General features: G+C 67.8%; 21 protein-coding genes and 3 pseudogenes. 13 read left to right on the plus strand and 11 right to left on the minus strand.

The window, feature by feature from the left end; translation table 11 throughout:
- Positions 1-288 precede the first annotated feature (288 nt).
- The 9 genes and pseudogenes from E1298_RS51675 (at position 289) to E1298_RS02150 (ending at position 9,573) form a co-directional block, all read left to right on the plus strand.
- On the plus strand, positions 289-681 hold the full coding sequence (locus tag E1298_RS51675) for a pyridoxal-phosphate dependent enzyme (protein WP_424923052.1): 393 nt from the start codon (positions 289-291) through the stop codon (positions 679-681).
- Positions 682-832: 151 nt separating this feature from the next.
- Positions 833-1,219: pseudogene (locus E1298_RS51680) on the plus strand (class I SAM-dependent methyltransferase); the annotation flags it as partial.
- Between the two features lie 191 nt (positions 1,220-1,410).
- Positions 1,411-2,586: pseudogene (locus tag E1298_RS50075) on the plus strand (amino acid adenylation domain-containing protein); the annotation flags it as partial.
- A 222-nt stretch (positions 2,587-2,808) separates the two neighbouring features.
- Positions 2,809-3,366, plus strand: coding sequence for an acyl carrier protein (locus tag E1298_RS50080; protein ID WP_341770586.1), 558 nt, complete (start codon positions 2,809-2,811; stop codon positions 3,364-3,366).
- Positions 3,257-4,525 (plus strand): condensation domain-containing protein, encoded by a 1,269-nt coding sequence (locus tag E1298_RS02130; RefSeq protein WP_165975249.1) that lies wholly within the window; start codon positions 3,257-3,259, stop codon positions 4,523-4,525. Before E1298_RS50080 ends, E1298_RS02130 begins: the two co-directional genes overlap by 110 nt.
- Positions 4,522-6,324: a non-ribosomal peptide synthetase gene (locus tag E1298_RS02135; protein ID WP_131889023.1), complete on the plus strand. Its 1,803-nt coding sequence runs from the start codon at positions 4,522-4,524 to the stop codon at positions 6,322-6,324. The genes E1298_RS02130 and E1298_RS02135 overlap by 4 nt, the downstream gene beginning before the upstream one ends.
- Positions 6,321-7,637 carry a condensation domain-containing protein gene (locus tag E1298_RS02140; protein ID WP_131889024.1) on the plus strand — a complete coding sequence of 439 codons (1,317 nt, stop codon included), beginning with the start codon at positions 6,321-6,323 and terminating at the stop codon, positions 7,635-7,637. The genes E1298_RS02135 and E1298_RS02140 overlap by 4 nt, the downstream gene beginning before the upstream one ends.
- On the plus strand, positions 7,634-8,887 hold the full coding sequence (locus E1298_RS02145) for an MFS transporter (RefSeq protein WP_165975257.1): 1,254 nt from the start codon (positions 7,634-7,636) through the stop codon (positions 8,885-8,887). Before E1298_RS02140 ends, E1298_RS02145 begins: the two co-directional genes overlap by 4 nt.
- On the plus strand, positions 8,845-9,573 hold the full coding sequence (locus E1298_RS02150) for a methyltransferase domain-containing protein (RefSeq protein WP_131889026.1): 729 nt from the start codon (positions 8,845-8,847) through the stop codon (positions 9,571-9,573). The genes E1298_RS02145 and E1298_RS02150 overlap by 43 nt, the downstream gene beginning before the upstream one ends.
- Before the next feature lie 174 nt (positions 9,574-9,747).
- Here E1298_RS02150 and E1298_RS02155 read toward each other — a convergent pair whose 3' ends face one another.
- A complete protein-coding gene (locus tag E1298_RS02155; RefSeq protein ID WP_207944382.1) occupies positions 9,748-9,912 on the minus strand; it encodes a hypothetical protein in 165 nt (54 codons plus the stop codon).
- Positions 9,913-10,077: 165 nt separating this feature from the next.
- Positions 10,078-10,464 (minus strand): VOC family protein, encoded by a 387-nt coding sequence (locus E1298_RS02160; protein ID WP_131889027.1) that lies wholly within the window; start codon positions 10,462-10,464, stop codon positions 10,078-10,080.
- Between the two features lie 246 nt (positions 10,465-10,710).
- On the opposite strand from E1298_RS02160, the pseudogene E1298_RS02165 reads away from it, so the two are divergent.
- Positions 10,711-10,931: pseudogene (locus E1298_RS02165) on the plus strand (IS5/IS1182 family transposase); the annotation flags it as partial.
- A 383-nt stretch (positions 10,932-11,314) separates the two neighbouring features.
- On the opposite strand, the gene E1298_RS02170 reads toward E1298_RS02165, so the two are convergent.
- From E1298_RS02170 to E1298_RS02180, 3 genes are read right to left on the minus strand one after another with little or no spacing between them, the layout of a single operon-like run.
- Positions 11,315-11,527, minus strand: coding sequence for a hypothetical protein (locus E1298_RS02170; RefSeq protein ID WP_207944383.1), 213 nt, complete (start codon positions 11,525-11,527; stop codon positions 11,315-11,317).
- Positions 11,518-12,774 carry a hypothetical protein gene (locus E1298_RS02175; RefSeq protein ID WP_165975258.1) on the minus strand — a complete coding sequence of 419 codons (1,257 nt, stop codon included), beginning with the start codon at positions 12,772-12,774 and terminating at the stop codon, positions 11,518-11,520. Before E1298_RS02175 ends, E1298_RS02170 begins: the two co-directional genes overlap by 10 nt.
- Positions 12,762-13,058 carry a WXG100 family type VII secretion target gene (locus E1298_RS02180; protein ID WP_165975259.1) on the minus strand — a complete coding sequence of 99 codons (297 nt, stop codon included), beginning with the start codon at positions 13,056-13,058 and terminating at the stop codon, positions 12,762-12,764. The genes E1298_RS02175 and E1298_RS02180 overlap by 13 nt, the downstream gene beginning before the upstream one ends.
- Positions 13,059-13,481: 423 nt before the next feature.
- On the opposite strand from E1298_RS02180, the gene E1298_RS02185 reads away from it, so the two are divergent.
- Complete coding sequence (locus tag E1298_RS02185; protein WP_131889030.1) at positions 13,482-14,336, plus strand: IS5 family transposase; 855 nt, start codon at positions 13,482-13,484, stop codon at positions 14,334-14,336.
- Positions 14,333-14,758 (plus strand): hypothetical protein, encoded by a 426-nt coding sequence (locus E1298_RS02190; RefSeq protein ID WP_131889031.1) that lies wholly within the window; start codon positions 14,333-14,335, stop codon positions 14,756-14,758. Before E1298_RS02185 ends, E1298_RS02190 begins: the two co-directional genes overlap by 4 nt.
- 185 nt (positions 14,759-14,943) lie before the next feature.
- Here E1298_RS02190 and E1298_RS02195 read toward each other — a convergent pair whose 3' ends face one another.
- The 4 genes from E1298_RS02195 to E1298_RS02210 form a co-directional block, all read right to left on the minus strand.
- Complete coding sequence (locus E1298_RS02195) at positions 14,944-16,089, minus strand: IS701 family transposase (protein WP_207944384.1); 1,146 nt, start codon at positions 16,087-16,089, stop codon at positions 14,944-14,946.
- 55 nt (positions 16,090-16,144) lie between these two features.
- Complete coding sequence (locus E1298_RS51685) at positions 16,145-16,459, minus strand: helix-turn-helix domain-containing protein (protein WP_165975260.1); 315 nt, start codon at positions 16,457-16,459, stop codon at positions 16,145-16,147.
- Between the two features lie 90 nt (positions 16,460-16,549).
- Positions 16,550-16,744 (minus strand): hypothetical protein, encoded by a 195-nt coding sequence (locus E1298_RS02205; protein ID WP_131889033.1) that lies wholly within the window; start codon positions 16,742-16,744, stop codon positions 16,550-16,552.
- A 94-nt stretch (positions 16,745-16,838) separates the two neighbouring features.
- Positions 16,839-17,249, minus strand: coding sequence for an Imm10 family immunity protein (locus E1298_RS02210; RefSeq protein WP_131889034.1), 411 nt, complete (start codon positions 17,247-17,249; stop codon positions 16,839-16,841).
- Between the two features lie 311 nt (positions 17,250-17,560).
- On the opposite strand from E1298_RS02210, the gene E1298_RS02215 reads away from it, so the two are divergent.
- A complete protein-coding gene (locus E1298_RS02215) occupies positions 17,561-19,873 on the plus strand; it encodes a hypothetical protein (protein ID WP_131889035.1) in 2,313 nt (770 codons plus the stop codon).
- Positions 19,874-20,011: 138 nt separating this feature from the next.
- Here E1298_RS02215 and E1298_RS51505 read toward each other — a convergent pair whose 3' ends face one another.
- Complete coding sequence (locus E1298_RS51505) at positions 20,012-22,099, minus strand: SufS family cysteine desulfurase (protein WP_341770585.1); 2,088 nt, start codon at positions 22,097-22,099, stop codon at positions 20,012-20,014.
- A 304-nt stretch (positions 22,100-22,403) separates the two neighbouring features.
- Positions 22,404-23,756, minus strand: coding sequence for an NsdA family TPR-like regulatory protein (locus tag E1298_RS02225; RefSeq protein ID WP_131889037.1), 1,353 nt, complete (start codon positions 23,754-23,756; stop codon positions 22,404-22,406).
- Positions 23,757-23,931 lie beyond the last annotated feature (175 nt).

The following is a 23,931-nucleotide window of genomic DNA, read 5'->3' on the forward strand; positions in this document are numbered from 1 at the left end:
CGACGGCGGCGGATCGTGGAAGGCGGGTCTTCGATGGCAGGTGCGCCCACTTGTACCAGGGCGTTCGCGACATTGAGCCCCTTCCATCCTGATCTTGCCGGTCACGACCTGGTTGCGGTCCGCGCGGCGTGAGCAACAAGGAGCTAGTGGCAGACCGAGGGTTAGCAACGACCTCGACCACCAGGAACTCTGGATGCTATTCCATGGCGCTGCCCTTGATGTGTCCCGCTCGGCCCGCACATTTGTGGCCGATCTCATCCGCGAGCATCGGCTCCGGACCGGTTCGCGGTGGCGGCGGCTGCCGCCCGGCCGTCAGACGCTGCATTGCGCCGGATCGACTGCCACCTCATCGCCGTCATCGACCTTCGGACCCCGGAGGCCACACGGCGGCGGCTGTCCGAACTCGACGCCGAGCCTGTCATGGTGGATGATCCAGATGAGCGCGGGGGCTACCTGCTGAGCCGTCTCCGTGAAGTCCGAAGGTTATGTTCGGATAACCCGGTCTATCGATGGCCAAATCAGTACGGCAATCCGGCCAACCCTGACGTTCATGCGCGCACGACAGGTCCGGAGATTTCTCGGCAGGGTGGCTCTTCGTGCAATACCGCCTACATTGCCGTCTCGACCGGCGGCAGCTTGCCGGCAGATACCTGGAAACATTCTACTCGGATAATTGACTAGAGGAGCAGGGAATCCTCGACGACGTTCGGAATGCAAACGATCGGCTTCGCTCTGAATGCCTCGGATTTCTCCTGGAGACGTGACGTTGACTGCGGAAGATCTCCATCGCGCCGATCCACGGATCGCCGATCTCACCGAGATAAACAAAACCATGTGGTCGTACGGCGACTATGCCAAGGTCGCCGAACTGCTCTGGCCTGGAGCGGTCCGGCTAGTGGACCAGCTCGGCGACCAGTCCGGGGCGGCGCACCTCGACATCGCCACCGGCAACGGCAACGTCGCCGTGCTGACGGCCGGGCTGGGCGCCTCGGTCACGGGCCTGGACCTCACCGCTGAATTCTTCCCGGACGCCCGCCGCAGAGCCACCGCGCAGGGCTCGACGGTCCGGTTCATGGAAGGGGACGTGGAGCGGCTCCCGTTCCCCGATCGGTCCTTCGACACGGTCACATCCGCGTACGGCATCCAGTTCGCACCACGTCACCGTAGGGCCGCCGCGGAGGTCGCCCGAGTCTGCAAGCCTGAAGGCGTACTGGGCATGTGCAATTGGACACCGCGCAGCTGGACCGCACACTTCCATGAGGTGATCTCAGATTACTTCCCGGCGCCACCGGAGTTCGCCGGGCAGCCGATGCGGTGGGGCGATGAGAGGTATCTCCAACGGCTTCTGGGAGATGAGCGCGGAGTTCGTGACGTCGGACCACCGCGGAACCGGGGTTCCGGTCAGGGTGCCGGTCCGGGGACGTCGTCGCCGTCTGCGGGCCGCGATCCGCCGACCTCGTCGTGGCCTACCTCGCGATCGAGCGCTGCCAGGCGGTCTATCTGCCGCTGGACGAACGGTGGCCGGAGCGGCGTACGACCGAGCTGCTGGCCCGTAGCGGCGCCGTCGCCGTCCCCGCGCTCGGGGGGAGACCGGGCCCCGCCAATGCCGTGTCCGGCGCCGCGCGGCGGGCGGGCGTGCCGGTCGTCGCCGGCGATGGAGATTCCGAGCACATGCCTCCCGCCGCATTGGACGCCCAAGCGTCCTCGTCGCCGGATCGGCTTTGCTACCTCATTTTCACGTCAGGATCCACTGGCGTACCCAAAGGCGCACTGATCGAGCAGCGTGGGTTACTCAACCATCTGTGGGCCAAGGTGGACGATCTGGGGCTCACCCACCGCGATTCCGTGGCGCTGACAGCGCCCCTGGTCTTCGACATCTCGATCTGGCAGATGCTGGCGCCGCTCCTGGTCGCCGGGACCGTGCATGTGTTCCGCGACGCCGACGACCCCGCACGGCTGGTCATGGAACTCGCCGAACTCCAGACGACCGTCGTGGAGCTGGTCCCCACGGTGATCGGGTTCGTCCTCGACGAGCTGGGCCGGTCCGCCGCCGACGATCCACTACCCGCTCTGCGATGGGTGCTGGCCACCGGCGAGGAACTGCCACCGAAGCTCGCCGGGCGTTGCATGGACGCTCTCTCGCACGCGAAATTGCTCAACGCCTACGGTCCGGCCGAGTGCTCCGACGATGTCACTCACCACGTCGTCCAGAACGGTGACGTGAATCGGCGGCATCTGCCGATCGGTCGTCCCATCGGCAACACCGCACTCTACGTGCTGAGCCCCGGCGAGGACGGATGGACGGCCTGCGCCCCCGGTGAGCCGGGCGAGCTGTTCGTCGGCGGTCACGGCGTCGGCCGCGGCTACCTCGCCGACGACGAACGCACCGGTGCGGCCTTCCTCGACGACCCGTTCGACGCCCTCTCGCCCACCGGCCGGATCTACCGCACCGGCGACTCGGTACGGCTGAACGACGAGGGCGTCCTGGAGTACCTCGGCCGTGTCGACCGGCAGGTCAAGGTGGCCGGGGTCCGCATCGAACTCGGCGAGGTCGAAGCGGTGCTCCGCGAGCACCCCGACATCGAGATTTGCGCGGTCGCCTTCGCGGCGAAGAGATCCCCCGGTGCGCTCGTCGCACGGGAGACGCGCCTCGCCCTACCCGATTCCCCCGAACTCGTCGGCTACTACGTGGGCGCGCACGCCGACACCGGAGGCATCAGCCGATTCTTGCGCGATCGCCTGCCGCACTCGGCGGTGCCGCGTCGCTGGGTCGCGCTGGACGCTCTTCCCACGACGCCGAACGGCAAGGTGGACTACAGCGCGTTACCGTCACCCGCAACGCAACCCGAACGACCTCGAAAGAAGCGCGGCGAGTCGCCCGGCACACCGGCGAACGACCGTGAGCGACTGGTCGCGACGACGATGGCCGAGGTGCTGGGGCTTCCCCGGCCGGACGCGCTCGACGCGGCCGAGTCGTTCGTCGAGGCGGGCGGCGACTCGCTGCAGGCGATGAGGTTGGCGAGCAGGCTGCGGGACGCGGGCTACCACGTCGGGGTCCGCGACATTCTCCTGGCCGGCGGAATCCCCGAGCTCGCCCGGTCGCTGCGGCCCATCGATGAGCGGGAAGATCACGCGGGTGCGGAACGTCCGGGCGCCGGGACGACGCCACGCCCCGTCCGCACGCGCCGGCTCACCCCCGAGCAGGAGGTTCCACTGGCGGCTGGAGCCGGACAACCCGTACTACAGCTATCAGGGCGTGCTGCGCATCGACGGGCCGGTCGAGTGGGAACGGCTGGCCCGAGCGTGGTCGACGTTGCTCGCCGAGAACCCGAACCTCACGGCGCGGATCGCCGAAGACGACGGTGAGCCGGTCCAGAGTTTCCCGCACTGGACGATCCCTCTCGGTGATCCAACCGATCTGGAGGATACGCCGGCGCCGGAGCAGGCCTTCCGCGCGGACGCGGCGGCCGAGGCCGCACGACCGTTCCGCCTGGACCGAGAGCCCATCCTGCGAATACGTGGCTTCCGCCTCGCTCCCGACGACCACCGGCTCCTCGTGACCATGCACGAGGTGCTCCTGGACGGATGGGGCGCCACGATCCTGTTCCAGCGCATGGGCGTGCTGTACCGCGATGACGCGTCCGCGCCCGATCCACATCGGCGTCGAAGGTACGAGCGATTCCTCGACCGCCGGACCGACGAGCTGCGCGGCCCCGAGATGGCCCGCGCCCGCGACCACTGGCGCCAGGAGCTCGGAGGAGAGCTTCCGATCCTCGATCTCCCGTCCCCCGGGCCCCGCCGCCCGCCACCGAGCTACCGGGGCCGGATCGTCGAACGCGCCTTGTCCGGCGACCGGTACGCCGACCTCCGCAGGACGTGCCGGGCCACCGGCTGCACGCCGTTCATGGTGGTGCTCGCCGGATACGCGCTGGCCCTCGGCTACTACGCGGACACCGACGACGTCATCGTCGGCGCGCCGATCGCCAACCGCGACGGCCCGGACCGGATCGACGTGCCGACGTTCACGCTGAACATGCTGCCACTGCGAATCGACATGCCCCCCGGAAGGCCCGTCGCCGAGCACCTGAGACACGTGCGGAACAAGGTCGCCGACGCCTACTCAACGGCCGGCTACCCCTTCGGCTGGATGCTGCAGAACTCACATCCCACGCGGAGAAGCGGCCGGACTCCCGTATCCCAGACGATGCTGAACATGCTGACCTACCCGGCGGGAGCCATCGACGTGGACGGCGCGCACTGGTCCTTCACCGAACTGGACACGGGGTTCACCAAGTACGACTGCACGCTCTATGTGCAGCAGCACGGGCCGGATGCCTATCTGCTCCAGCTCGCCTACCAGCTGGACGTCCTCACCGACGAGCTCGCCGAGGCACTTCTCGACAGCGTGCTCGCCGCCATAGAGGCGATGACCGCCGATGGGGCCTTATCGATCAGCACGGTCGATCTCCTTCCGGCGGCGCATCGCCTAGCGCTGACCGAGGTCACTCACGGGGAGCAGAAATGACCGATCTCGACGACCCTGGCCTTCTCGACGACGTCCACCCCCGCGCGGTCCTCGCGGAACTCTTCGCGCGACAGGTGCGGGCCGACCCGCGCGCCGTCGCGGTCCAGCATGCCGGCAAGGAGCTGACCCGCGGCGAGCTGGACGACTGGAGCGACACGATCGCGGCCGATCTGCAGGCGGTCGGCGTGCGACCGGGCCACCTGGTCGGCCTCGCAGTGGAGCGCGGTCCAGTCGCGATCGTCGCCGTGCTGGGCCTCATCAAGGCCGGGGCCGGTTACCTTGCACTCGATCCCGACCTGCCCCGGCGCAGGCAGCGTGCCCTCATCTCGGCCGCCGCACCCGTCGCGCTCATCGTCCAGGACCACCTGGATCGCCTGCCCACTCACCACCTACCGACGGTCTGGGCCGACGAGGCCGGTCTCGGCGATGCGGCAAGGCCCGAGGCGCCGCCCCCAGACGATGACGGGTCGCGGGTCTTCCATGTCGTCAGCACGTCGGGGACGACCGGTTCCCCCAGGGCGGTGCGAATCGGTTACGGCGCCGTGCTCAACCGGCTGCGGTGGATGTGGACGGACCACCCTTTCCCCACCGGCGCCGCGGTCCTGATCCACAAGTCCTACGGGCTGGTCGCCTCCCCCTGGGAGATGCTCGGCGGCCTTCTTCAGGGGATACGTTCCGTCTCACTGCGCCGCGACGAGCTGCTCGACCCGGTGCTCCTGACCGACGCCGTGCTGGACCGGCGAGTCACCCACCTCTACCTCACCCCGCAGCTCATCACCGGCCTGCTCGACGAGCTCGACGGCCGCACGTCCGCCGCGCCGGACATCGCACTGGTGACCAGCGGCGCCGACACCCTGCCCGTGGACCTCGTCCACCGGTTCCGACGCCGGCTGCCCGGCGCCACCCTCCTCAACCTCTACGGGGCGACGGAGACCGCCTCCAACACCGCCGCCTTCGATACGGCGCGGCTGGCCGAGGACGCGGTGACCGTCCCGGTCGGCAGGCCGGTCGCCGGAGCCGAGCTGAGCGTGCGGGACCGGCATCTGCGGCCGGTACCGATCGGCGTGCGGGGCGAGGTCTGTGTCGCCGGTCCCCCGCTGGCCCTCGGCTACCTCGGCGACGCCCCCGACAGTGCCGAGCGGTTCGTCCGTATGCCGGACGGCTCGGTGCTGCATCGCACCGGAGACGTCGGCCGCTGGAGCGCCGACCGTCAGCTTGAGATCATCGGACGGCTCGACAACCAGGTCAAGGTGCGCGGCTACCGGGTCGTGCTCGAAGACGTCGAGGCGGCCATCGCCGAGGCCCCGAACGTCACGGCGGCCGGTGTCCACGCCGCACCGCCGGCCGGCGACACCGTCCTCATCGCCTGCGTGGCCGGCACGAAGGATCTTGAGATCGCGGCGTTACGCGCGTATCTGCGCGAGCGGCTCCCCGACTACATGGTCCCCTCACGTGTTCATCGGGTCGCCGCGCTGCCGGCCAACAGCGCCGGGAAGCTCGATCGCACGCGGCTGGCCGATCTCGCCGCGGACGCCGAACGGCCGGTCGCGGCGCGGACGCTGACGCCCCGGGGGCCGTTGCAGAGCGCGCTCGCGACGTGCTGGGAGGAGTTGCTCGGACGGGGCCCCGCCGAGGCCGAGGAGGATTTCCTCGATGCCGGTGGGCACTCGGTACTGGTCGTGCGGCTGATCGGCCGGCTGGAGAAGGCCACCGGCGTCGACCTGCCGCTGCGCGAGGTCCTGGAGAACCCGACGTTCGGTGGCATCGCCACGGCCTTGCAACGGCGGGCCGCCAGGTGAGCCCGGCGGAGGTCCAGGTCCCGCTGTCGGCGAAGCAGCGGTACTCCTGGCTCGAAGTGGCGGCGAACCCGGGCATTCCGAGCAGGCAGATCTCCGCGACCTACGCCGTCCACGGCCCGCTCGACCCTGATCGGCTGCGAGGAGCGCTGCGGACCGTCATCACCCACCACGATCAGCTGCGGCTGCGGGTGACCGGCGCGCCCGACGCGCCGGTCGCCACCCTTCGGGAGCCGCCCTCGTCACCGCCGCTCCCGCTCATCGACCTCACCGGCCTGGACGGGCCCACCACCGCCGAGCTGATCACCATGTACGGCGAGCGGGAGGCGTCGACCTACCTGGACCTGGGCCGTGACTGGCCGGTGCGGGCGCTCCTGCTCCGCCTCTCCCCCACCGAGCATTTGCTCATGCTGACCGTTCATCACCTGGTCGCCGACAGCTGGAGTGCGGCCCTGGTCGTCCGCCACCTCGGGCACGCCTATCGGACGGGCGGGCTCGCCGATGTCCCCACCTCCCCGCCGTACACCGCTTACGTGGAGGCGGAGGCGCAACGCCGCAGTACGGCACAGCACCGATCCGAACTGCGATGGTGGGTAGAGACCCTCCATGACGTGTCGCCCGCACCGCTCCTCGGGTCGGCCATCGGCCCCGCGACCACCTTGGACACCATCGAACGGCATCACCCGACGCCGCGGTCGTTCCGTGACGATCTGCGCCGCATCGCGCGGCCCGCGCGGGCGTCGACCTATGTGGTCGCGGTCGCGCTGCTCGCCGCGGCACTGCGACACCGCACCGGCGTGGCGCGGCGTGTCCTGCTGGTCTCGCACCTGGGGCCGCGCCTCCCGGACTACGAGCACACCGTCGGCCTGTTCTCCAACCGCCTTCCGCTGGTCGTACCGGTCGCTACCGAGCAATCGGCGATCGATGTGGTCCACACCGTGCAGGCACGAATGCTCGACCTGATCGATCACTCCGGCCCTGCCTACTTCGAACTGCTGGAGGCGGCCGAGGATCGGAACGTCGTCAGCGCTCAGATCACCGTCCAGCATGTTCCGCCGGAATCGGCCGGTCCGAGTGAGAACCCGCGCCCGGAGGAGTTCACCCTTCGTTTCCAGCGCTACCGGATCGCCGCGAGCGCCCTGCCCCTGCACCTGCTGCTCATGGAGGAGCCCGACGGCCGCATGTGGTGGGGCGGCGAGTTCCGCAGCGACGTGTTCCGCCCGGCGGAAGGCGCGGCTCTCGTCCGGGGCGTCCTCGACGACGTCGCGACGCTGGCGGAACGGTCCGGCGACCCGATCGCGAAAGCACTCACTTGATCGCGTCGCTGCTCGAACGCGTCCGTGCGTTCCTGCCGTGGCTTCTGGCCGCGGCGCTCGTGGAGTGGGTGGGGACCGGACTGTTCCTCGCCGTCTCCACGGTGTTCTTCGTGAAGGTCGTCGGGTTGACCCCTGCCCAGGTCGGTCCCGGGCTGACCATCGCCGCGGTGGTGGCGATGGCGGCGGTACTGCCGGTGGGACGGCTGGCGGACAGATACGGGCCGCGCAACGTCCTGGTCCTGATCAACCTGATGCGGGCGGCCGCCACCGCCTGCTTCCTGCTCGTCCATGGATGGTGGGGCTTCCTGGCGGTCAGTGTCCTGATCGCCGTCACCGACCACGCCGCCCCCGCGCTGATCCAGGCACTGGTCGGTGATCTGACCGGCATCGACCGGCGCACCAGGGTCCTGGCCGTGCACCGCTCGGTGATCAACGTCGGGCTGAGCATCGGCGGTCTGAGCGCCGGCATCCTCCTCGGCGTCGGGCTGGAGCACGTCTTCCACGTGCTCCTGCTCGCCGACGCCGCCGCCTTCATCGCAGCCGCGGCCCTGTTGTGCAAGCTCCCCGGACGACCGTCCCCCCGCCCTCGCGACGCCCTGGCCCGCTGGAGGGTGCTGCGCGACACCAGGCTGCTCGCGCTGACCGCCTACGACTCCGTGATGTGCCTGTGGCAGCCGATGCTCAACATCGCCTTCCCCCTCTGGCTGATCACCCGGACCGACGCCCCGGTCAGCCTCGTCGGCATCCTGTACGCCACCGCGACCGTGACCTGCATCATCCTGCAATATCCGATCAGCGTCCGGGCCGGTACACCGCGGCAGGCACTGCACGGCTACGTGCTGGCCGGGCTCTGTCTGGCCACGGCGAGCCTGGGTCTCGCGGCCGCCCCCGCGGTCTCGGGCACCGCCACCGTCGCCGTCCTGGCAGCCGCCGTCATCACCCTCACCATCGGCGAACTCTTCCAGGTCGGGTCGGCATGGACCCTCTCGTTCGAGATCGCCCCGCCCGACCAGCGCACCACCTATCTCGCCGCGTTCGGCCTGGGCCGGGCGACCGGCCGAGCCGCGGGACCGCTGCTCATGACCGGCGTGGTCCTCGCTCTCGGCGAACCCGGCTGGATACTGCTGGCCGCGGTGCACGCCGCCGCGGCCGTCGCCCCCGCCATCGTCGCAAAGCGGCGCCACCATCAACCTCCACCGAGGAAGCCATGCACAAGCCCGGACCGCCCAACGACGACGCGACGGAGCTGACCGGCCTGATCGAGCGACACCGCTCCGCCGAGCGTCCTCGCGTCTTCACAATGCTCGACCGGGACTGGGACCTGCTTCCCGAGGTCTACGCCCCCGTCTACGCGACCTCGACCAGCCTGTTCACACGGTGGCTGCGCTACCCGTCCGGCGGCTCCATGCTGGAGGTCGGCTGCGGAGCCGGGCTCACCGCCGTCACCGCCGCACTGGCCGGATGCCGATCCGTCACCGCTCTTGACATCAACCCGGCCGCGGTCGACAACACCAGGCTCAACGCCGAACGGCACGGCGTGGCCGACCGCGTCCGAGTCCTGCACAGCGACATGTTCGAGGCGCTCGATGACACCGACGCCTTCGACCTGATCTTCTGGAACTCCAACTTCGTCGAGGCACCGGCCGACGCCGCCTACCCGTCAGAACTCGCCCGCGCCTTCTTCGACCCCGGATACGACAGCCACGAGCGCTACCTGGCCGGAGCCGGCCGACACCTGCGGCCAGGCGGACGCCTCTACCTCGGCTTCTCCGACCTGAGGAACCGAACGCGCCTCGACGAAATCGCGGCGCGCCGGCAGTACCGAATCGATACCTCCGCCCATGAGCAACGTTCCACCGCCACAACGACCGTGGAATTCCAGCTGCTGGAATTCACCCCTCTCCAACCGGGCACATCGGGACAGCCGGTTTCGTGAGTCAACAGCTCCTTCCATCGCCGAAGACTCGGCCACCGCCACACGTCGGCCGCCGGACCCGCCAGCGGCATCGCTGCGCCCCCAGAGCCAGTTCATTGAATTGTCGCCGCCGCGAAGGAAACACCGGGCTTGCAGCAAGACCAGTCGCCCGGCCGCCTAGGGGCAGGCTCTGGATCAGGGGTCGAGCATGGCGCTGGGCTTGGGCGACCGGCCCAACTCCATCGCCGTGGTCGAAGTCAGATGTCCGGCCTGCGCCAGGCCGGGCAACGGCGTCGACCCGGTCGCCACCAGGTAGTGCGCGGCCTCGATCATCACGGCGCCGCCGTCCTGCAACGCCACCCGCAAGGCCGGGCTTTCCCCGCACTCCGCTGATTCGGCGGGAAGACTCGACCGGGACGGCTCCCTTGCAAGGAGATGACTAGAACACCAGCCGTTGACCGCCCAAGCCGATTCCGCCGAAGGCGGGCGCGATGTGAGCGGGGTGTAGTTCCGGCTGAGGGACTTTCATCTTCCCTGGAAGAGGCAGAACTCGTTGCCGTCGGGGTCGCTTAGGACGGTGTGTTCCTCATGGCGGGTGTGAACGGTCGCGCCGAGTTCGGTGAGGCGGAGGATCTCGGCTTCGGTGTCGGTGGCCAGCAGGTCCAGGTGTACGCGGTTCTTGGTGTGCTTGGGTTCTGGGACGAGTTGGAACCACAGGCGAGGGCCTGTGTCTTGTGGTTCGAGGAGCACGGTCGGGTCGTCTTCTGGGTCGGTGATTCCGTTGTTGCGCAGTCGTGCGAGTTCGGCCTGGTCGTATGGGGCGATGGTGTACTCGTCCAGGGCTGCTGCCCAGAACCGGGCTGAGGCGGCTGGGTGCGCGGAATCGATGACGATGTCGCGGAGTCGGGCCATCTGATCATGATGCGGGCGGGTGCGGGTGATGTCACGAGGTTCCGGTGGTCTGGTCACACGGTTGAGGGTGGCGCTGTCGAGCCGTTTCCTGGCACGTGTGTTGCGGGTCGTAGCCGGTGTCCGGCCGCTATGGCGACTGCTTGGGGTGTGGTCGGTCGGGGTCGGCGCGGCGGCAGGCCGAGTCCCGGCAGCGCATCGAGGACCTTGGCCGACAACCTCGACCGAATACTCGCCCCGCCCGCCGACGCCGGCGGAACCGTCCGCCTTCCTACCGCAGCCGATGGGACACGCTTTTGGCTGGTCAGCAGGCGGTCAAACGGTCCAACGCCAAGATCCGGGCCCTGGCTGAACCGGCCGTCGCCACCCTCAAGACATGGCGGCTCCTGCGCAGGCTCCGCTGCTCACCCAGCCGCATCACCGGCCTGGTCCAAGCCGTCCTCTGCCTACACCTGGCCAGCTCAAACTGATGATGGAAAACGCTCAGTGCCAGTGCATAATCGTAGCCGGGACGGCCGGAAACAACTCAGCCCGCCGCCGGCGGTGGACTAGCCGGCACAGCGCCGCCAACCAGAGCCGTTCGGGTGATCTCCCAGTGGCCGGCCACGCACCGGCCGACGTAGCACCTGGTTCTCACGCCGCAGTACCAGGAGTTCGACCTCCCTGGACAGGCCCGACCAAAGCAGCACCACGAGACGGTCCCAGGCAGGACACTGATCCCGCAGCGAAGCCCAAGTCACGACACGAAACCGAGTTCTCGGGCAGAGCAAGATGATTGGCTGGACCCGGCTGCGAAGCGGCCGGCGACGGGTCCTGGCTAGGAAATCTCAGCGGAGTACCTCGTTTTGCGGTTCTACATGAGGTGAACCTCGACACTGAATCCGGGTGCAAGGATCTGGTTCAGGTGCTCGGCGTGCGCGCCGAGCACCTGCTGTGCCGCGCTCGGCTCCGCAGTCAGGGTTATCTGGACGTAATCGGAGGCATCGGCCGTGTCGTCACCGCAGACGCAGCAGCGCAGTCTCTTGGTAAGGCGCGGCTGATCACTCTCTTGGCCCATCACTGCCACAGCCCTTTGTCGATCTTAGTCTGCAAGTACCGCTCCGTAGCGCCTTTCAGGACGGTCGTCGACTGCCCGCTGGGATTCGAAGGATCCCGGATCACCACATCATACGTACCGTTGCCATTATCCAGTACCCGGACCAACTGGCCGTCACTCTGGATATAGAGCTCGCCGTTCTCCCAGACGTAGTCTTCGTCAACGCCTCGTTCCGCGGTCCGTCCCGCTCCGTGAACGTCCCGCTCCGACAGACCTCCCTCGTCTTCCCCCTTCTTCTCGCCCTCGTTCTCGGTCGCGGCCTCCAGGACACGCAGGCGCGGTACGTGGGCGGCACCGATGGTGACAGAGCTGATCAGGTGCTCGCCGAGGGCACCGACCGCGATCACGCTGACCGCCTGTAGCAGTCTTGCGGCCGCTTGGGCGAGGGCGGCGCGCATGGCGGCGACTTCGACGACAGCGGCGATGGGGTTGGCGGCGGCATCACCGAACTGGATCTGGGCTTTCATCACGGCGAAGCTGTAGTCGGCGCAGGCCTTGGAGATTCCCGCGCACAGTTCAGGCAGCCCTTCGTACAGCGTCCGTGGCGTGCGGGGTCGGTAGAGCCGGGCCCAGTAGCCGCCGAAGGCGTCGAGATCGGGAGCGTCGCCTTGGTCGGTCACCGACCGGACCTCGGTCACCAGCCGCCCGCGGATTCCGATCAGCGCGTCATGGGCGCTCCTCCATGCCTGGGCGGCGCCGGCGAGTGCGGTGGAGTCCGCGGTCGGCCAATGATCGGAGATGTCGACGATCTCGATACCCGTCAACTTTCTCAACAGCGATTGTGGTGGGGACTTGCCCGGCCCTGCGGCCGAAGGCGGAGCGGGAACGGTCAGGGGGCCGGAGACCTGGAACCCCATGAGCTGATCGAGGAACGAGCCTTGGCGGGGCACCATGGAGAACCCGCCGTCGATCCTGGAGGCGCGATCGGCTTTGGCGTGATTGTTGGCGGTTTGGGTGAGGCCACGAGACATGTCCCCTGTGGAGGCGTGCATGGCGCCGAAGGCCCGCCAGGCCACCTGCACGGCCGAGTCGTAGGCGGCGACGAACCTGGCGGCGGCCTGGTCCTTGACGGGATTGCCGGCCATGCCCTTGCTGTCGGTCAGAGCTCCGGCCAGGGTCGTCCACGCCCTGCCCGTCCCGTTCTGAGCCGCCGCGACGTGCTTGGCTGCCGTGTGGACGAGATCGGTGTTGATGCGGACACGGGTCATGCCGACCACATGCGTACATTGGTGTCGCTGGCGCTGCGGAAGTTGCGGTGGGCGCGGCCGATCCCCTTGTGCAACCGTGCCAGCTCGGCGTGCAGGTCGCGGGCGGCCTTGTCCCAGCGGGCATGAGCGACCGCATAGGCTTGCTTGGCATCGCCATCCCACTGGGCCAGTGTCCGATCCAGTTCCTTCTCCAAGGCGTTCAGGATGGATTCGAACTGGCGTAAGGCTTCCCGGAAGGCGCGCTCGGCCTCGCTGAATGCGGCAAACTCCGCCCGAATCTCGACCACCGGCACCCCATAGCCATCTACGACACAGCCAACCAAACTGACAATTTACTTGCAAGCCTCCCGATGGAGTCAAGAGCAACCTCCTTCAGAGGCGGCCCGGGAAGGTGGAGCGGACAGCCCTAAAATATCGGCGAGGTCGACACTAAAATCGAAACCGTCCTGAACACCAGCAATGCGCGGTAATCGAACCGGTTCCAACAGCCCGGACACCCTCGGTTGCACTTCACGATCCCGTGATGCTTGATGAAGTCGTTCTTCCATGGACGCCGGGGATGCCGAAGCTGTCCGACAACCCACGAAGTCCCCGATCACACAAGCGGCCGTTCTGAGAGGGTGTCTTGTGATGGATTGCCCTTGCGTGGGCTGTGGTTCGGTGAGGATCTGGTAGCGCGGGGTTGACGTCGATAGCGGGTGGGCTGGACTGGCGGCATGGCCGAGCGCAAGCCCTACCCCAGCGATCTGTCCGATGAGCAGTGGGCGCTGCTGGAGCCGATCATCACCGCATGGAAGGCGCGGCACCGCTCGGTCAGCGGGCACCAGGGCCGGTATGTGATGCGGGAGATCATCAACGCGATCCTGTACCAGGAGCGCACCGGCTGCCAGTGGCGCTATCTGCCGCACGACCTGCCTGCGCACACCGCGGTGGAGTACTACTTCTACCGCCGGCGTGATGACGGCACCGACCAGACCGTCCACGACCTGCTGCGCTGCCAGGTCCGCGAGCGGGCCGGGCGGCGCGAGGACCCCAGCGCGGTGAGCATGGACACCCAGACCGTGCACGCCGCGGCCACCGTTCCGGCCGACACCACCGGGCTGGATCCGGGCAAGAGGTCCCGGGGCCGCAAACGTGGCCTGGCCACCGACGTGCTGAGACTGGTGATCGCGGTGGCGGTGACCGCCGCCAACGTCCACGACAACGCCATAGGCACCCGGCTGCTGGACAGGGTCGTCCTGGACAACCCCTCGGTGCGCACCGCATGGGTAGACGCAGGGTTCAAGAACGCCGTGGCCGACCACGGCGCCGCGCTGGGCATCACCGTCCGGGTGGTGCACCGCGATCCCGCGACGCCGGGGTTCACGCCGCTGCCCAAACGATGGATCGCCGAGAAGGTCAACGGCACGCTGATGTGGCACCGGCGGCTGGTCCGCGACTACGAGCGCTCGGTGGCCAGTTCCGAATGGCGCGTCTACTGGGCGATGACGGCCAACATGACCCGGCGCCTGACCGGCACCCGCACCCCCACCTGGCGCACCCCCACCGCGTCCACCGGGTCGGCGGCGTGAGGCGGCCCGTGCTGCCCGCCAAGCTGCTGCGGTACCTGGACCAGCAGGAACAGGACACCGGCGAGGAGATCGAACGCATCGACGCCCAGATCACCGAGCTGACCGCCGGTCACCAAACGGCCCGAGAACGGCTCGACCGGCTGCGCCTGACCCGCCAAACCCTGCTGGAGATCACCGACCCCGAACCCGCCGACCGCTCAGCCGACCCGACCGCACTGCCGGCCGCCTACCAGGACATCCTGGAGGTGCTCACCGCCGCCGAGCACGGCCTGCACGTCAAGGACGTATGCCGCGCCCTGCACCTGGGAGAAGAACCCCGCCACACTGAGAACATGCGCACCAAACTCAAGCGCCTGGTCGACCGAGGCATCCTCACCGAACCCAAGCCCGGACTGTTCACCATGAACCGCCACGGACCCTAACAAAACTCCCTCTTAGTACGACAACGACAGGTTGTGATGTGCGCGTCTCTTGTAGTGACTGATCTGGGCACGCTTCTGGCTATGTCGTCGCCAGGCCGACCAATGCAGAATGTGGTCGAGGCTGTGGGTGATCGGTGCGGTGATGCGGTTGAACAGCCGGCGTGTCTCGTTCACGCTTAACGCGATCAAGGGCGGTAGTCCGGCTGGCTCTGAAGCCCCTTTTTAGCGGCTTCGCGGACGATGACGAGGAAAGCTGCGGCAGCCATGGACAAGGTGATGTGGCGGTACCACGCTTGATAGCCGCGGACCTGGTAGTGATCGAGCCCGGTCTCGTTCTTCGTGGTCTGGAAGCATTCCTCGATCGCCCACCGACTTCCGGCCACCCGGACCAGCTCTTCGATCGGGGTGTCGGCGGGCCCGAAACAGATGTAGAAGGCCAGATCGGAAGGATCGATGATGCTGCGGCGAGCCAGCAGCCAATGACCCCAGCCGCTCCGCCGCAACGGACGGATCTCGGTCGCCGCCCAATCCGACACCCGGAATCCCCGCGCGCCATCACCACAGCTCAGACGCTTCCACGCCCCGTCCGGCAAGTCCACGACGACCTGGTGGACCCGTATCTTGCTCAACGTCATCGACACCACCATCGCCGACTTGGGTACCGCCACCACGTGCGAAATGTCGCCGGCCTCCAGCCACAGCCGGAATTTGGTGTCCTGCCCGTATGCCTCATCCGCGGTCACCCACCCGAACGGGACATCACCCAGCACCGCACGTTCGATCATCTGCTGCGCCAGCGCTGGTCTGGTCGCGAACGCCACCTCATCGGGGACTCCGGCCTCCCGGCAGCGTTCACGGTCACCGGTCCATTCCTTGGGAAGGTACAACTCCCTGTCTATCAGCGCCCGCCCAGCCGACGACGCATACGCCAGAAACACACCGATCTGAGAGTTCTCGATCCGACCTGCGGTGCCAGAATACTGACGAGCGACGCCCGCCGATTTCTTCCCTTTCTTCAGGAAACCGGTCTCGTCCACGATCAGCACGCCCTGCTGTGCATCGCCAAGGCATTCGACCACGACGTCGCGGACATCGTCGCGGACACCGCAGGTGTCCCACGAATAGAAGTTCAGCAGACGCTGCATGCCCTCCGGGCCGGCCTCGCCCGCGGTCTCCGCCAGCGTCCACCCGTTCTTGCGCTCGGTCTCGCTCAGCAGTCCCCGCACGTAGGAGACCATACGACGGCGCGCCTCCACCCGCGGGAACCGGCCGGCGAACCGACCCACGAACGCCTCGAACCCAGCCGACCACCCCAACGCCACATCCATCATCACACCGTGATAAACGCCGAATCAAACCTTCACGTTACAACCTGTCGTTGTCGTACTAAGGCTGATCGCATCGGCGAGCCTTCTGCTCGCGCAGGCTGTGTTTAATGCTCGTGCGGCTGATGTCAAACTCACCGGCCAAGCTGGTCGCCGTCTCACCACCCTTGTATCGCTGGACGAGTTGACGGATATCGTTCTCGGAGAGGCGCGTGTCCAAACGGGGGCGGGATGCCCCTCCATCTGGGTTGGGCTGGCTGCGGACGCTGGCCGACACCTCTACTGAATCAGTCAGGCTCTTCTGGAGGTTCCGGGCCGTGTGTTCAAGATCCAAAAGAAGGTCAGACCGGTTCAAATACCGAACAACCAGGTCCACCCCCAACCCCCAGATCAGCCATCGACGCCGACCCAGGCTTTCACAGGCTGGACACCAGATACGGCGACCGAACCCGGACCGGCGCAGCCACTACCCCTCCCGGCTGGTGAACACCTGCTGGTGGGGGTTGTGGGCGATCATGCGTTCTTCGGCGGGCTCGGTGAGCGGGGCCGACGGCAGGGTGACGATGCCGCTGACCGTGTCGGCCGCGTACCGCGCCGGCAGTTCTTGTGCCCCCTGCTTGGCCGCCGGCCGACGGATCGTGTCCTGGCCGAAGGCGGGCACGATGTGGGCGTCGAGGTAGTGGTCATGCTTGGCTTGAGTGCTGGGTGGCTTCCCCCCGACTGCCTGAAGCCCGCGTCCAGGCGAATCAGTGAGGTCAGAGTTCGATCACGGCCGGATAGGCGTCAGGGCGGCCATAGGCCATGACACGCCGCAGTCCATCACGAAGCTGATCTATGGCATCATCCTCGACGTTGAGGAATGCCTCGATCTCGCGGTCGTCCAACCCCAGTGCTTCCAGGCCGTCGGCGCTGAACTTGACGCGCAGGACCTTGTCGCGCAGCACGACCTCATCAACGACACCGTAGGCGGTCCCCTGGTCGGCTGCGACCACGCAGTGTGTGTCCTGTCTGAGCGCGATGTCCTGCTCGTCGGGCTCGAACAGACCACACATGAACAGCAGGCTCATGCCGCTGCCGTCTTCGCCCTCGGCGACGCCCGCCGTCAGGCACTCAAGTTCGGAATCTTCATCCACGCCCACAGCCTGGGCAGCGAATCTGATCGTCATGGCGTGCAGCGTAACTAGGGTGCGGCGCGCACTGGGACGAGCGCCGGATTGGGTGGGCGTGGGTCTCCGTCAGATGGTTCGGGCGCCACACCACTGAGAACGCCGACTCGGCGTGCGGGGTGTGGTCGTCCCGGGCTGGTCGTGGTGTGCGGCCGTCCTTTGTGATCCATGCCTATTTTGTACTGAGTGCTGCGCGGGGTTGCCGTCACCCATAGCTTCGTGCCGAAGAGTATCGGATCGGCTACGGATGGTTAGTGAAGTGGAGGCTTCGGATGCGGCCGCTCGGGGATGGGTGGAGTGGATCGGGGCACGTGCTCGCCGAACTCGGCGAGACCAGAGCCGAACGGGACGCTCGGGTCCTGCAGGGGCGGTTCGATGAGTTGCTGGGGGCCGGGCCGGAAGCGCAGGCCGTGGTGCTGGCTGCCACGGACTGGTGGCAGGCGGCCGGTGTCGGGATCCCGGCGCCTCTGCTTCACCGGCAGGCCGCTCGGCGGATGGCCACGTTGGCCCCAGGGTGTTCGCTGACGTCACAGGGGTTCGAAGCCGGACTTGCATGGGCGACCGCTGCTCCGTCCCTGCTCGTCGCGGACGATGCCGGGCGCTATGAGCTTGCCGGCGGCGCGCAGCCCTGGATGTTGCAGCGTCATGAGAGCCTGGTGGACGAGACGGGCCGGGCGGTGACGCCAATGGCGGCGGTCGCCCTGGCTACCAGGGTTCTGGGCGACTACCACGGGGACCGCGGGGTCGCACGGTCGGCGTTGGTCTACGCCCTCGACGGCGACGATGCCGACGCGGCGGCGTTGGCCCGGTGGTATCTCGCCGAGGTCGATCTGGACGATGGCGATCACAGTGCGGCGCGGGCCGCGTTCGAGCAGATCATCAAGGAGGGCCATCCCGCGACCGCGCCGCGGGCGATGCTCGCCCTGGCCAGGCTGGAGATCGATGCCGGGCGACCGGGGGCCGAGGACCTGTTGCGGCAGGCGATCGACTGCCGTCATCGGCTGGCGACGCCTCCCGCCGCACGCCTCCTACGGGACATGTGCATACGGCGCGATGATGAAGCCGGGGCGATCACCGCTGGTCGGATCGCCTTCGACTCCGAGGACCCCCTCCTGGCGCCGTTCGATGGGCGTGTCCTGGCGGCCCTGCTGGTGCGATCGGGAGAGCTCGCCACGGCTGAGCGAGTGCTCCGTCAGGTCATCGATTTGGACGACCTGTTCGAATCCGGGCGCGCGGTCGTTGATCTAGCGCGGATTCTCGTCGAACGCGGTGAGTGCGCCGAAGCCGAGCGGCGGCTGACCGAGACGCTCGAATGGGATGTCTTGCACCGCGCAGACCTCCAGATCGCCTTGGCCGGGGTGCATCTGGTTCAGGAGGACCTCACCGCCGCCGAGGAGCTGCTCGACAAGGCGCAGGCGTCTGGCATACCGCCCGGCGCGCAGGAGCTGGCACGGATGAGTGTCATGCAAGCCCATATCGCCATCGCCCGTGAAGACGACAAGACCGCAGCGGAGATCTACACCAACCTCTTCCGCCACCCGGACCCCGCGACCCGACGGGCCGCGCACGAACTCGCCTTGCACGCCGGTGACCTTCTGGCGCGCAATGGTCCCTGCTCGATCCCGGGGGCCGCGCCGCTGCTGCGCCATCTGATGATTGAGGCCGACACGCCGGTGCGGGAGTGGGCCGCCTATGGTGTGGGACGTATCGCCGAGTCCGAAGGCGACACGCGATTGTCCGGCCAGACCTACCGGATCGCGGCCTGCGGCGGCGACCCCGACTACGCCGTGCGCGCCGCACGCAAGCTCGCCGCGGCCGATCTCACCGAACACGACCGAGCTCTGGATTCCCTGCTGGCGATCCTTGAGGGTGAGGCCGCGGACACCGTCGCCGGCGCCATCGCTCCCGCCGGCACGCTGGTTTGGCGCAGCCGGCACCTCGACATCCTCGACCGGACCCGCCTGGTCCGGCGTATTCACGAGGCGTGCCTGCGCCACATCGAGGCGGGCGGCCCGCATGCCGCCCGTATCGCCCTCAGCCTGGGTGCCCTGCATTTCGAAGTGCTGGGCAGGCCCTCCAGGGCGATCGAACCATGGGAGATCGCAGCCGATGGCGATGACGCGGACATCAGGGCGGCCGCCGCCTTCAACCTCGGCCTCGCCCACGCGCGCGTGTCGCACCCCATCTCAGCCGTCCAGGCATTTCACCGCGCGATCGCGACCGGGCACTGCGACTTCGCGCCCAAAGCGGCGTACGCGCTCGGACAACTCGCCGCAGAGCTCAACGACCTTCCCACCGCCACCGACGCTTACCTGCAAGCGCTGATGAGCGAACACCCCGAAATCGCTCATCGCGCCGCCTTCCACCTCGCCTGTCTGATCCACCGAGACCAGCCCGACGATGCGGAGGTCGCTCTCCAACAGATCATCGATGCCCCGCAGGCGCCGGCGGACATCACCGGCGCAGCCTACGCCCAACTCGGACGGGTGTACGCCGAAAACGGCAATCGCAAACTCGCGCGGAGGTTCTGGAACAGGGGAAAACGGCACGCCGACGCCGCCACAGCCGCCGCCTTCGCTAAAGAACGAAAGAAGATCGGCCGGGTCACCAGATCGCCCCGCTGATTTCGCATGCGATCCCAACGGCCGCCGGCGGCACATCCGATTTGTGTCGTCCATCAACCGGGCCGTTCGGAAGCTGAGCGTTGATGCCCGCTGCGGAGTGGCGCCGATCTGCGGCCGGGATCCCGCCAGCGTGCGAGTTCAGCCGCGGGCCAGGATCACGTTAGCGGCCGTGTGGGCGTGGATGCTCGCGTCGCCGGCGGTATCGGAGAAGGAGGCTACGACGGCGTGGAGGGCCGTGCGAAGCCGTGGGGCCAGTGCGGCGACGTCCGCGCGGACGGCGGAGAAGTCAAAGACACGACACAGGTCGGGAGCCCCTCCGGGGATGGTGATGGGCATCCGGCGAAGGTGAGTGGTCACGTCGGTGAAGCCGGCGTCTTCGACCGTCTGGGCGACCATGTCCGGTTCCAGCGTCCACGGTTCGGCGAAACGCGCCGCGGGCTCATCCCCCAGCAGAGCAGCCACGGCCTGGTGCAGGGCTTGGAACAGGGGGTTGTCGTCCAGCCCGAGCCAGGTCATCACGCCGAGGCGCCCGCCGGGGCGCAGCGCGCGCCGGATCTCGGCGAGCGCGGCGGGCCGATCGGGAACGAATTGAAGGACGTGCTGGGCGGTGACGATGTCGAAGGCGGCGTCAGGAACGTCCAGAGGGGCCGCGCCGCTTTCGACGTACTCGATCGGCGCGCCTTGGACCGGGGGCTGTTCCGCCGCCAGCGCCAGCATCGCCGAGTTGATGTCGGTACCCACGACCGAGCCTGAAGGACCGGCATTGGCGGCCATGATCCGTGCGACGGTGCCGGGGCCGGTGCCGATGTCCAGACAATCGGATCCCTCGGCCGGATCGAGCATGCCGGTGAGCAGACACCCCCAGGGGTGGAACAGGGCCGGGACGAGAACGTCTTGGTACGACCTCACGTGGTCAACATCGGCGGAGGCGAACGTGGCACCCCAGTTCGAGGTGGTCGTGGACGGCATCACCGGCTCCTTTCCCGTGGTCTGGCGGACGGTCCGCGGGGTTCGCGGGGCGATGGTGCGCAGTTCGCTGCTCAGTACGTCAATGTCGGCCGGGGTGTTGTAGAGGTAGAACGAGGCCCGCACGGTGGCAGGGACGCCGAATCGCAGGCAGGCGAGTTGCGCGCAATGGTTTCCAGACCGGACGGCGACTCCGGCCTGGTCGAGCGCGGTGCGCACCCGTTCCACCGGGACGTCGTCGAGAACGAACGAGATGACAGGACCGCGATCGACGGCGCCGGAAGGGCCGACGAGGCGTGTACCGGGCACCTCGGCCAACTCTTGCAACGCGTATTCGGTGAGAGCACGAGTATGGTCGGTGATGTCGTCCAGCCCGATGTCGCGGAGGTAGCCGATGGCGGCCCCCAGGCCCACGGCCTCAGCGATGGGCGGCGTACCCGCTTCGAATTTGTAGGGCGGCGCCGCGAACACCAGATCGTCCATGCTGATCGACTCGATCGTCGAGCCGCCACTGAGGAACGGCGGCAGCGCCTCCAGCAACTCCGTGCGCCCCCATAGCACGCCTATTCCGGTCGGCCCGCACATCTTGTGGCCTGAGAAGGCGACGAAGTCGGCACCGAGCGTCCCCACATCGATGCCCACGTGGGGCACCGACTGCGCGGCGTCCACGACCACCAGCGCGCCCACCTGGGCGGCGCGTTCGGCGATAGGGCCGATCGGGTTGATGGTGCCCAGGCTGTTGGAGGCGTGCCCTACCGCGATGACCTTGGTGCGTGGCGTGATCTGTTCGGCCAGGCGCGACAGATCGAGCCGGCCCCCATCGGTGATACCGAGATGGCAGAGCCGGGCGCCCGTCCGTTCGGCCAGCAGCCGCCACGGTATGAGGTTGGAATGATGTTCCATCTCGGTGACCAGGATCTGGTCACCGGATTCGAGCCGGTACGGGGCGTCCGCCCAGGCCAGCGCGCCCGCCACGATGTTGAGCGCCTCCGTCGTGTTCTTGGTGAAGACGATTTCGTCGCGTGCGGGGGCCCCGATGAACGCGGCCACGGCATCACGAGAGGCCTCGTACATTTCAGTCGCCCTACGACCCAGGTCGTAGGCGGCCCGATGGACGTTGGCGTTGTTCCTGGCATAGAAATCCGACATCGCGTCCAGCACCGGCCAGGGCTTGTGGGAGGTGGCCGCGCTGTCCAAATAGACCAGATCCCGGCCATCCGATGCTGAAGCGGCCAACAGTGGAAAGTCCTTTTTGATCAACTCTGGATCTATCATCCGCGTCCTCCGATCAGGCGACGGCCGGCTCGGACTTCCGGGCCACCGCCGCCGCGCCGGCGCTGACCGCCGGTTGGTGTTGCGGTCTGGGTGCCCGAACCGGCGACGCCGGTAACGCACCGGTCCCGGGCAGGATGTCAAATACCTAGCCGAGTTAAATGAGACCGCAATGCGGTTGACCTGGTGGTCGATGGGCACGGTCATGCGGCAGCCAGGTTCCGAGGATCTCAGGACGACCGCGACGCGGGCGCAGGAGCAGGGATCACGGCCCTCGTCGTGCCGTGCGACGTCATGTCCCGCCATTTGGCCGATCGGTGGGTGCCGTGCGGTGGAGCAGTACTCGGGCCGGTGGGTAGCCATCATGGGATCGGAGGCTGGAGCGCATGTTCCTGAGAGCGGTGCGAACGCGTCCGCATTGAACGGTTGAGCAGTTGTCCATGAACAGGTGCCAGGTCTCGATGGCCTGGTCAAGCCGGCCGCAGGCGAGTTGCAGTTCCGCGAGGTCGGCCAGAGCGATGGTCCGAGCACGGCGCTCAACGGCGGAACGGCGGCGGATGGAATCTTTGAGGTCGTTGATGGCGGTGGGCCGCTCGCCCAGGAGGCTGTGAGCCGTGGCCTGTTGCTGGGCGTGGTCGGCGGGGTGGTAGGTGCCCACGGCGATCCTGGGCCGAGAGTCGCATTCGAGCCGCACCTCGGCCGTTCGCAGATGGTGTTGAGCGCCGGCTCTGTCCCCTGTGGCGGCGTGTGCCACGGCGGCCTCACTGTGGAGGAGCGCCTGCGTCTGGGGTGGGGCCGGGGCCGGGGTCTGTAGCGCGGCATGCGCGAGATTCAGGGCTTCCTGGTGGTGGCCGAGTCGCCGGGCCTGCATGCTCAGGACTCGCAGGCCGATAGCGTACGTGGTGGGGTCACCGGCCTCGGCCGCCAGGGCGAGCGCCACATGGAAGTAGCGCTGGGCGGCTCCATGTAGTTCGTCATCGAAGCACAGATAACCGCACAGACAGGTCAACCGGGCGGCCGTCGAGTAGAGCGAGGGACGGATCCGGGTTCCTGCGCTGGCGTGCAGCCAGTCGACCACGGGAGTGGCCAGATAACCTGACGCCGCGGGCCGGACGGGTCCAGCGCCGGTGAGAGCGTCGGAAACGGCGAACATATCGGCCATCGCCGCCACTGCGGCCACCTCGGCCCGCCCCACGTGTTCTTTCTGCTCACCACCATGGTCGTGGACCGCGGTGACGGCGATCTCGGCCCAGGCGGGGATCCTCAGGGCGGCTTTGCTGTAGACCAGCTTTTCTAGCCCTAGATGACTTCCCGAGGCGCTCGGTGCCAGTACAGCCAATTGCTTGAGCGGGTCGTCCGTCCAGTACTGGAGTGGGCCGCCGGTCCAAATTCGACCGTTCCCGAATCCCGCCGCATCCGGGGTTATCGTGCGATCAAGGCGACGGCTCAGGACCTCGGCGATCAATTGCGGCACGGGACGGCGCGGGTGGGAACCCCTCAACCACTGCGACACGGCAGCACGTCCATATGCCAAGCTCATGCCGTTCTCGTCTGCCAGCTGGTTGACGGCCCGGGCCAGAGCGGCTCCGTTCAGCCGCGCCTCGGCCAGAAGCGCCCGTAATTGATCATTCGGGGTGGCCGGCATTGTTCCTGCTTTCTCCTGCGTCGAGAACTACGCCGGGCGATCCGCCGCACGCCGAATCATCTCGGCAACCGATCGACATCGATCATTTGCTACTTGGGTTCCCTCGGTTTCGCCCGCATGCGCGGGCTCGAAATAGGGATCCGTCCCCGGTCGATAATGGACGTCCGTTATTCCA

The sequence above is a fragment of the Actinomadura rubrisoli genome (genome assembly GCF_004349215.1).
Classification (GTDB): Bacteria; Actinomycetota; Actinomycetes; order Streptosporangiales; family Streptosporangiaceae; genus Spirillospora; species Spirillospora rubrisoli.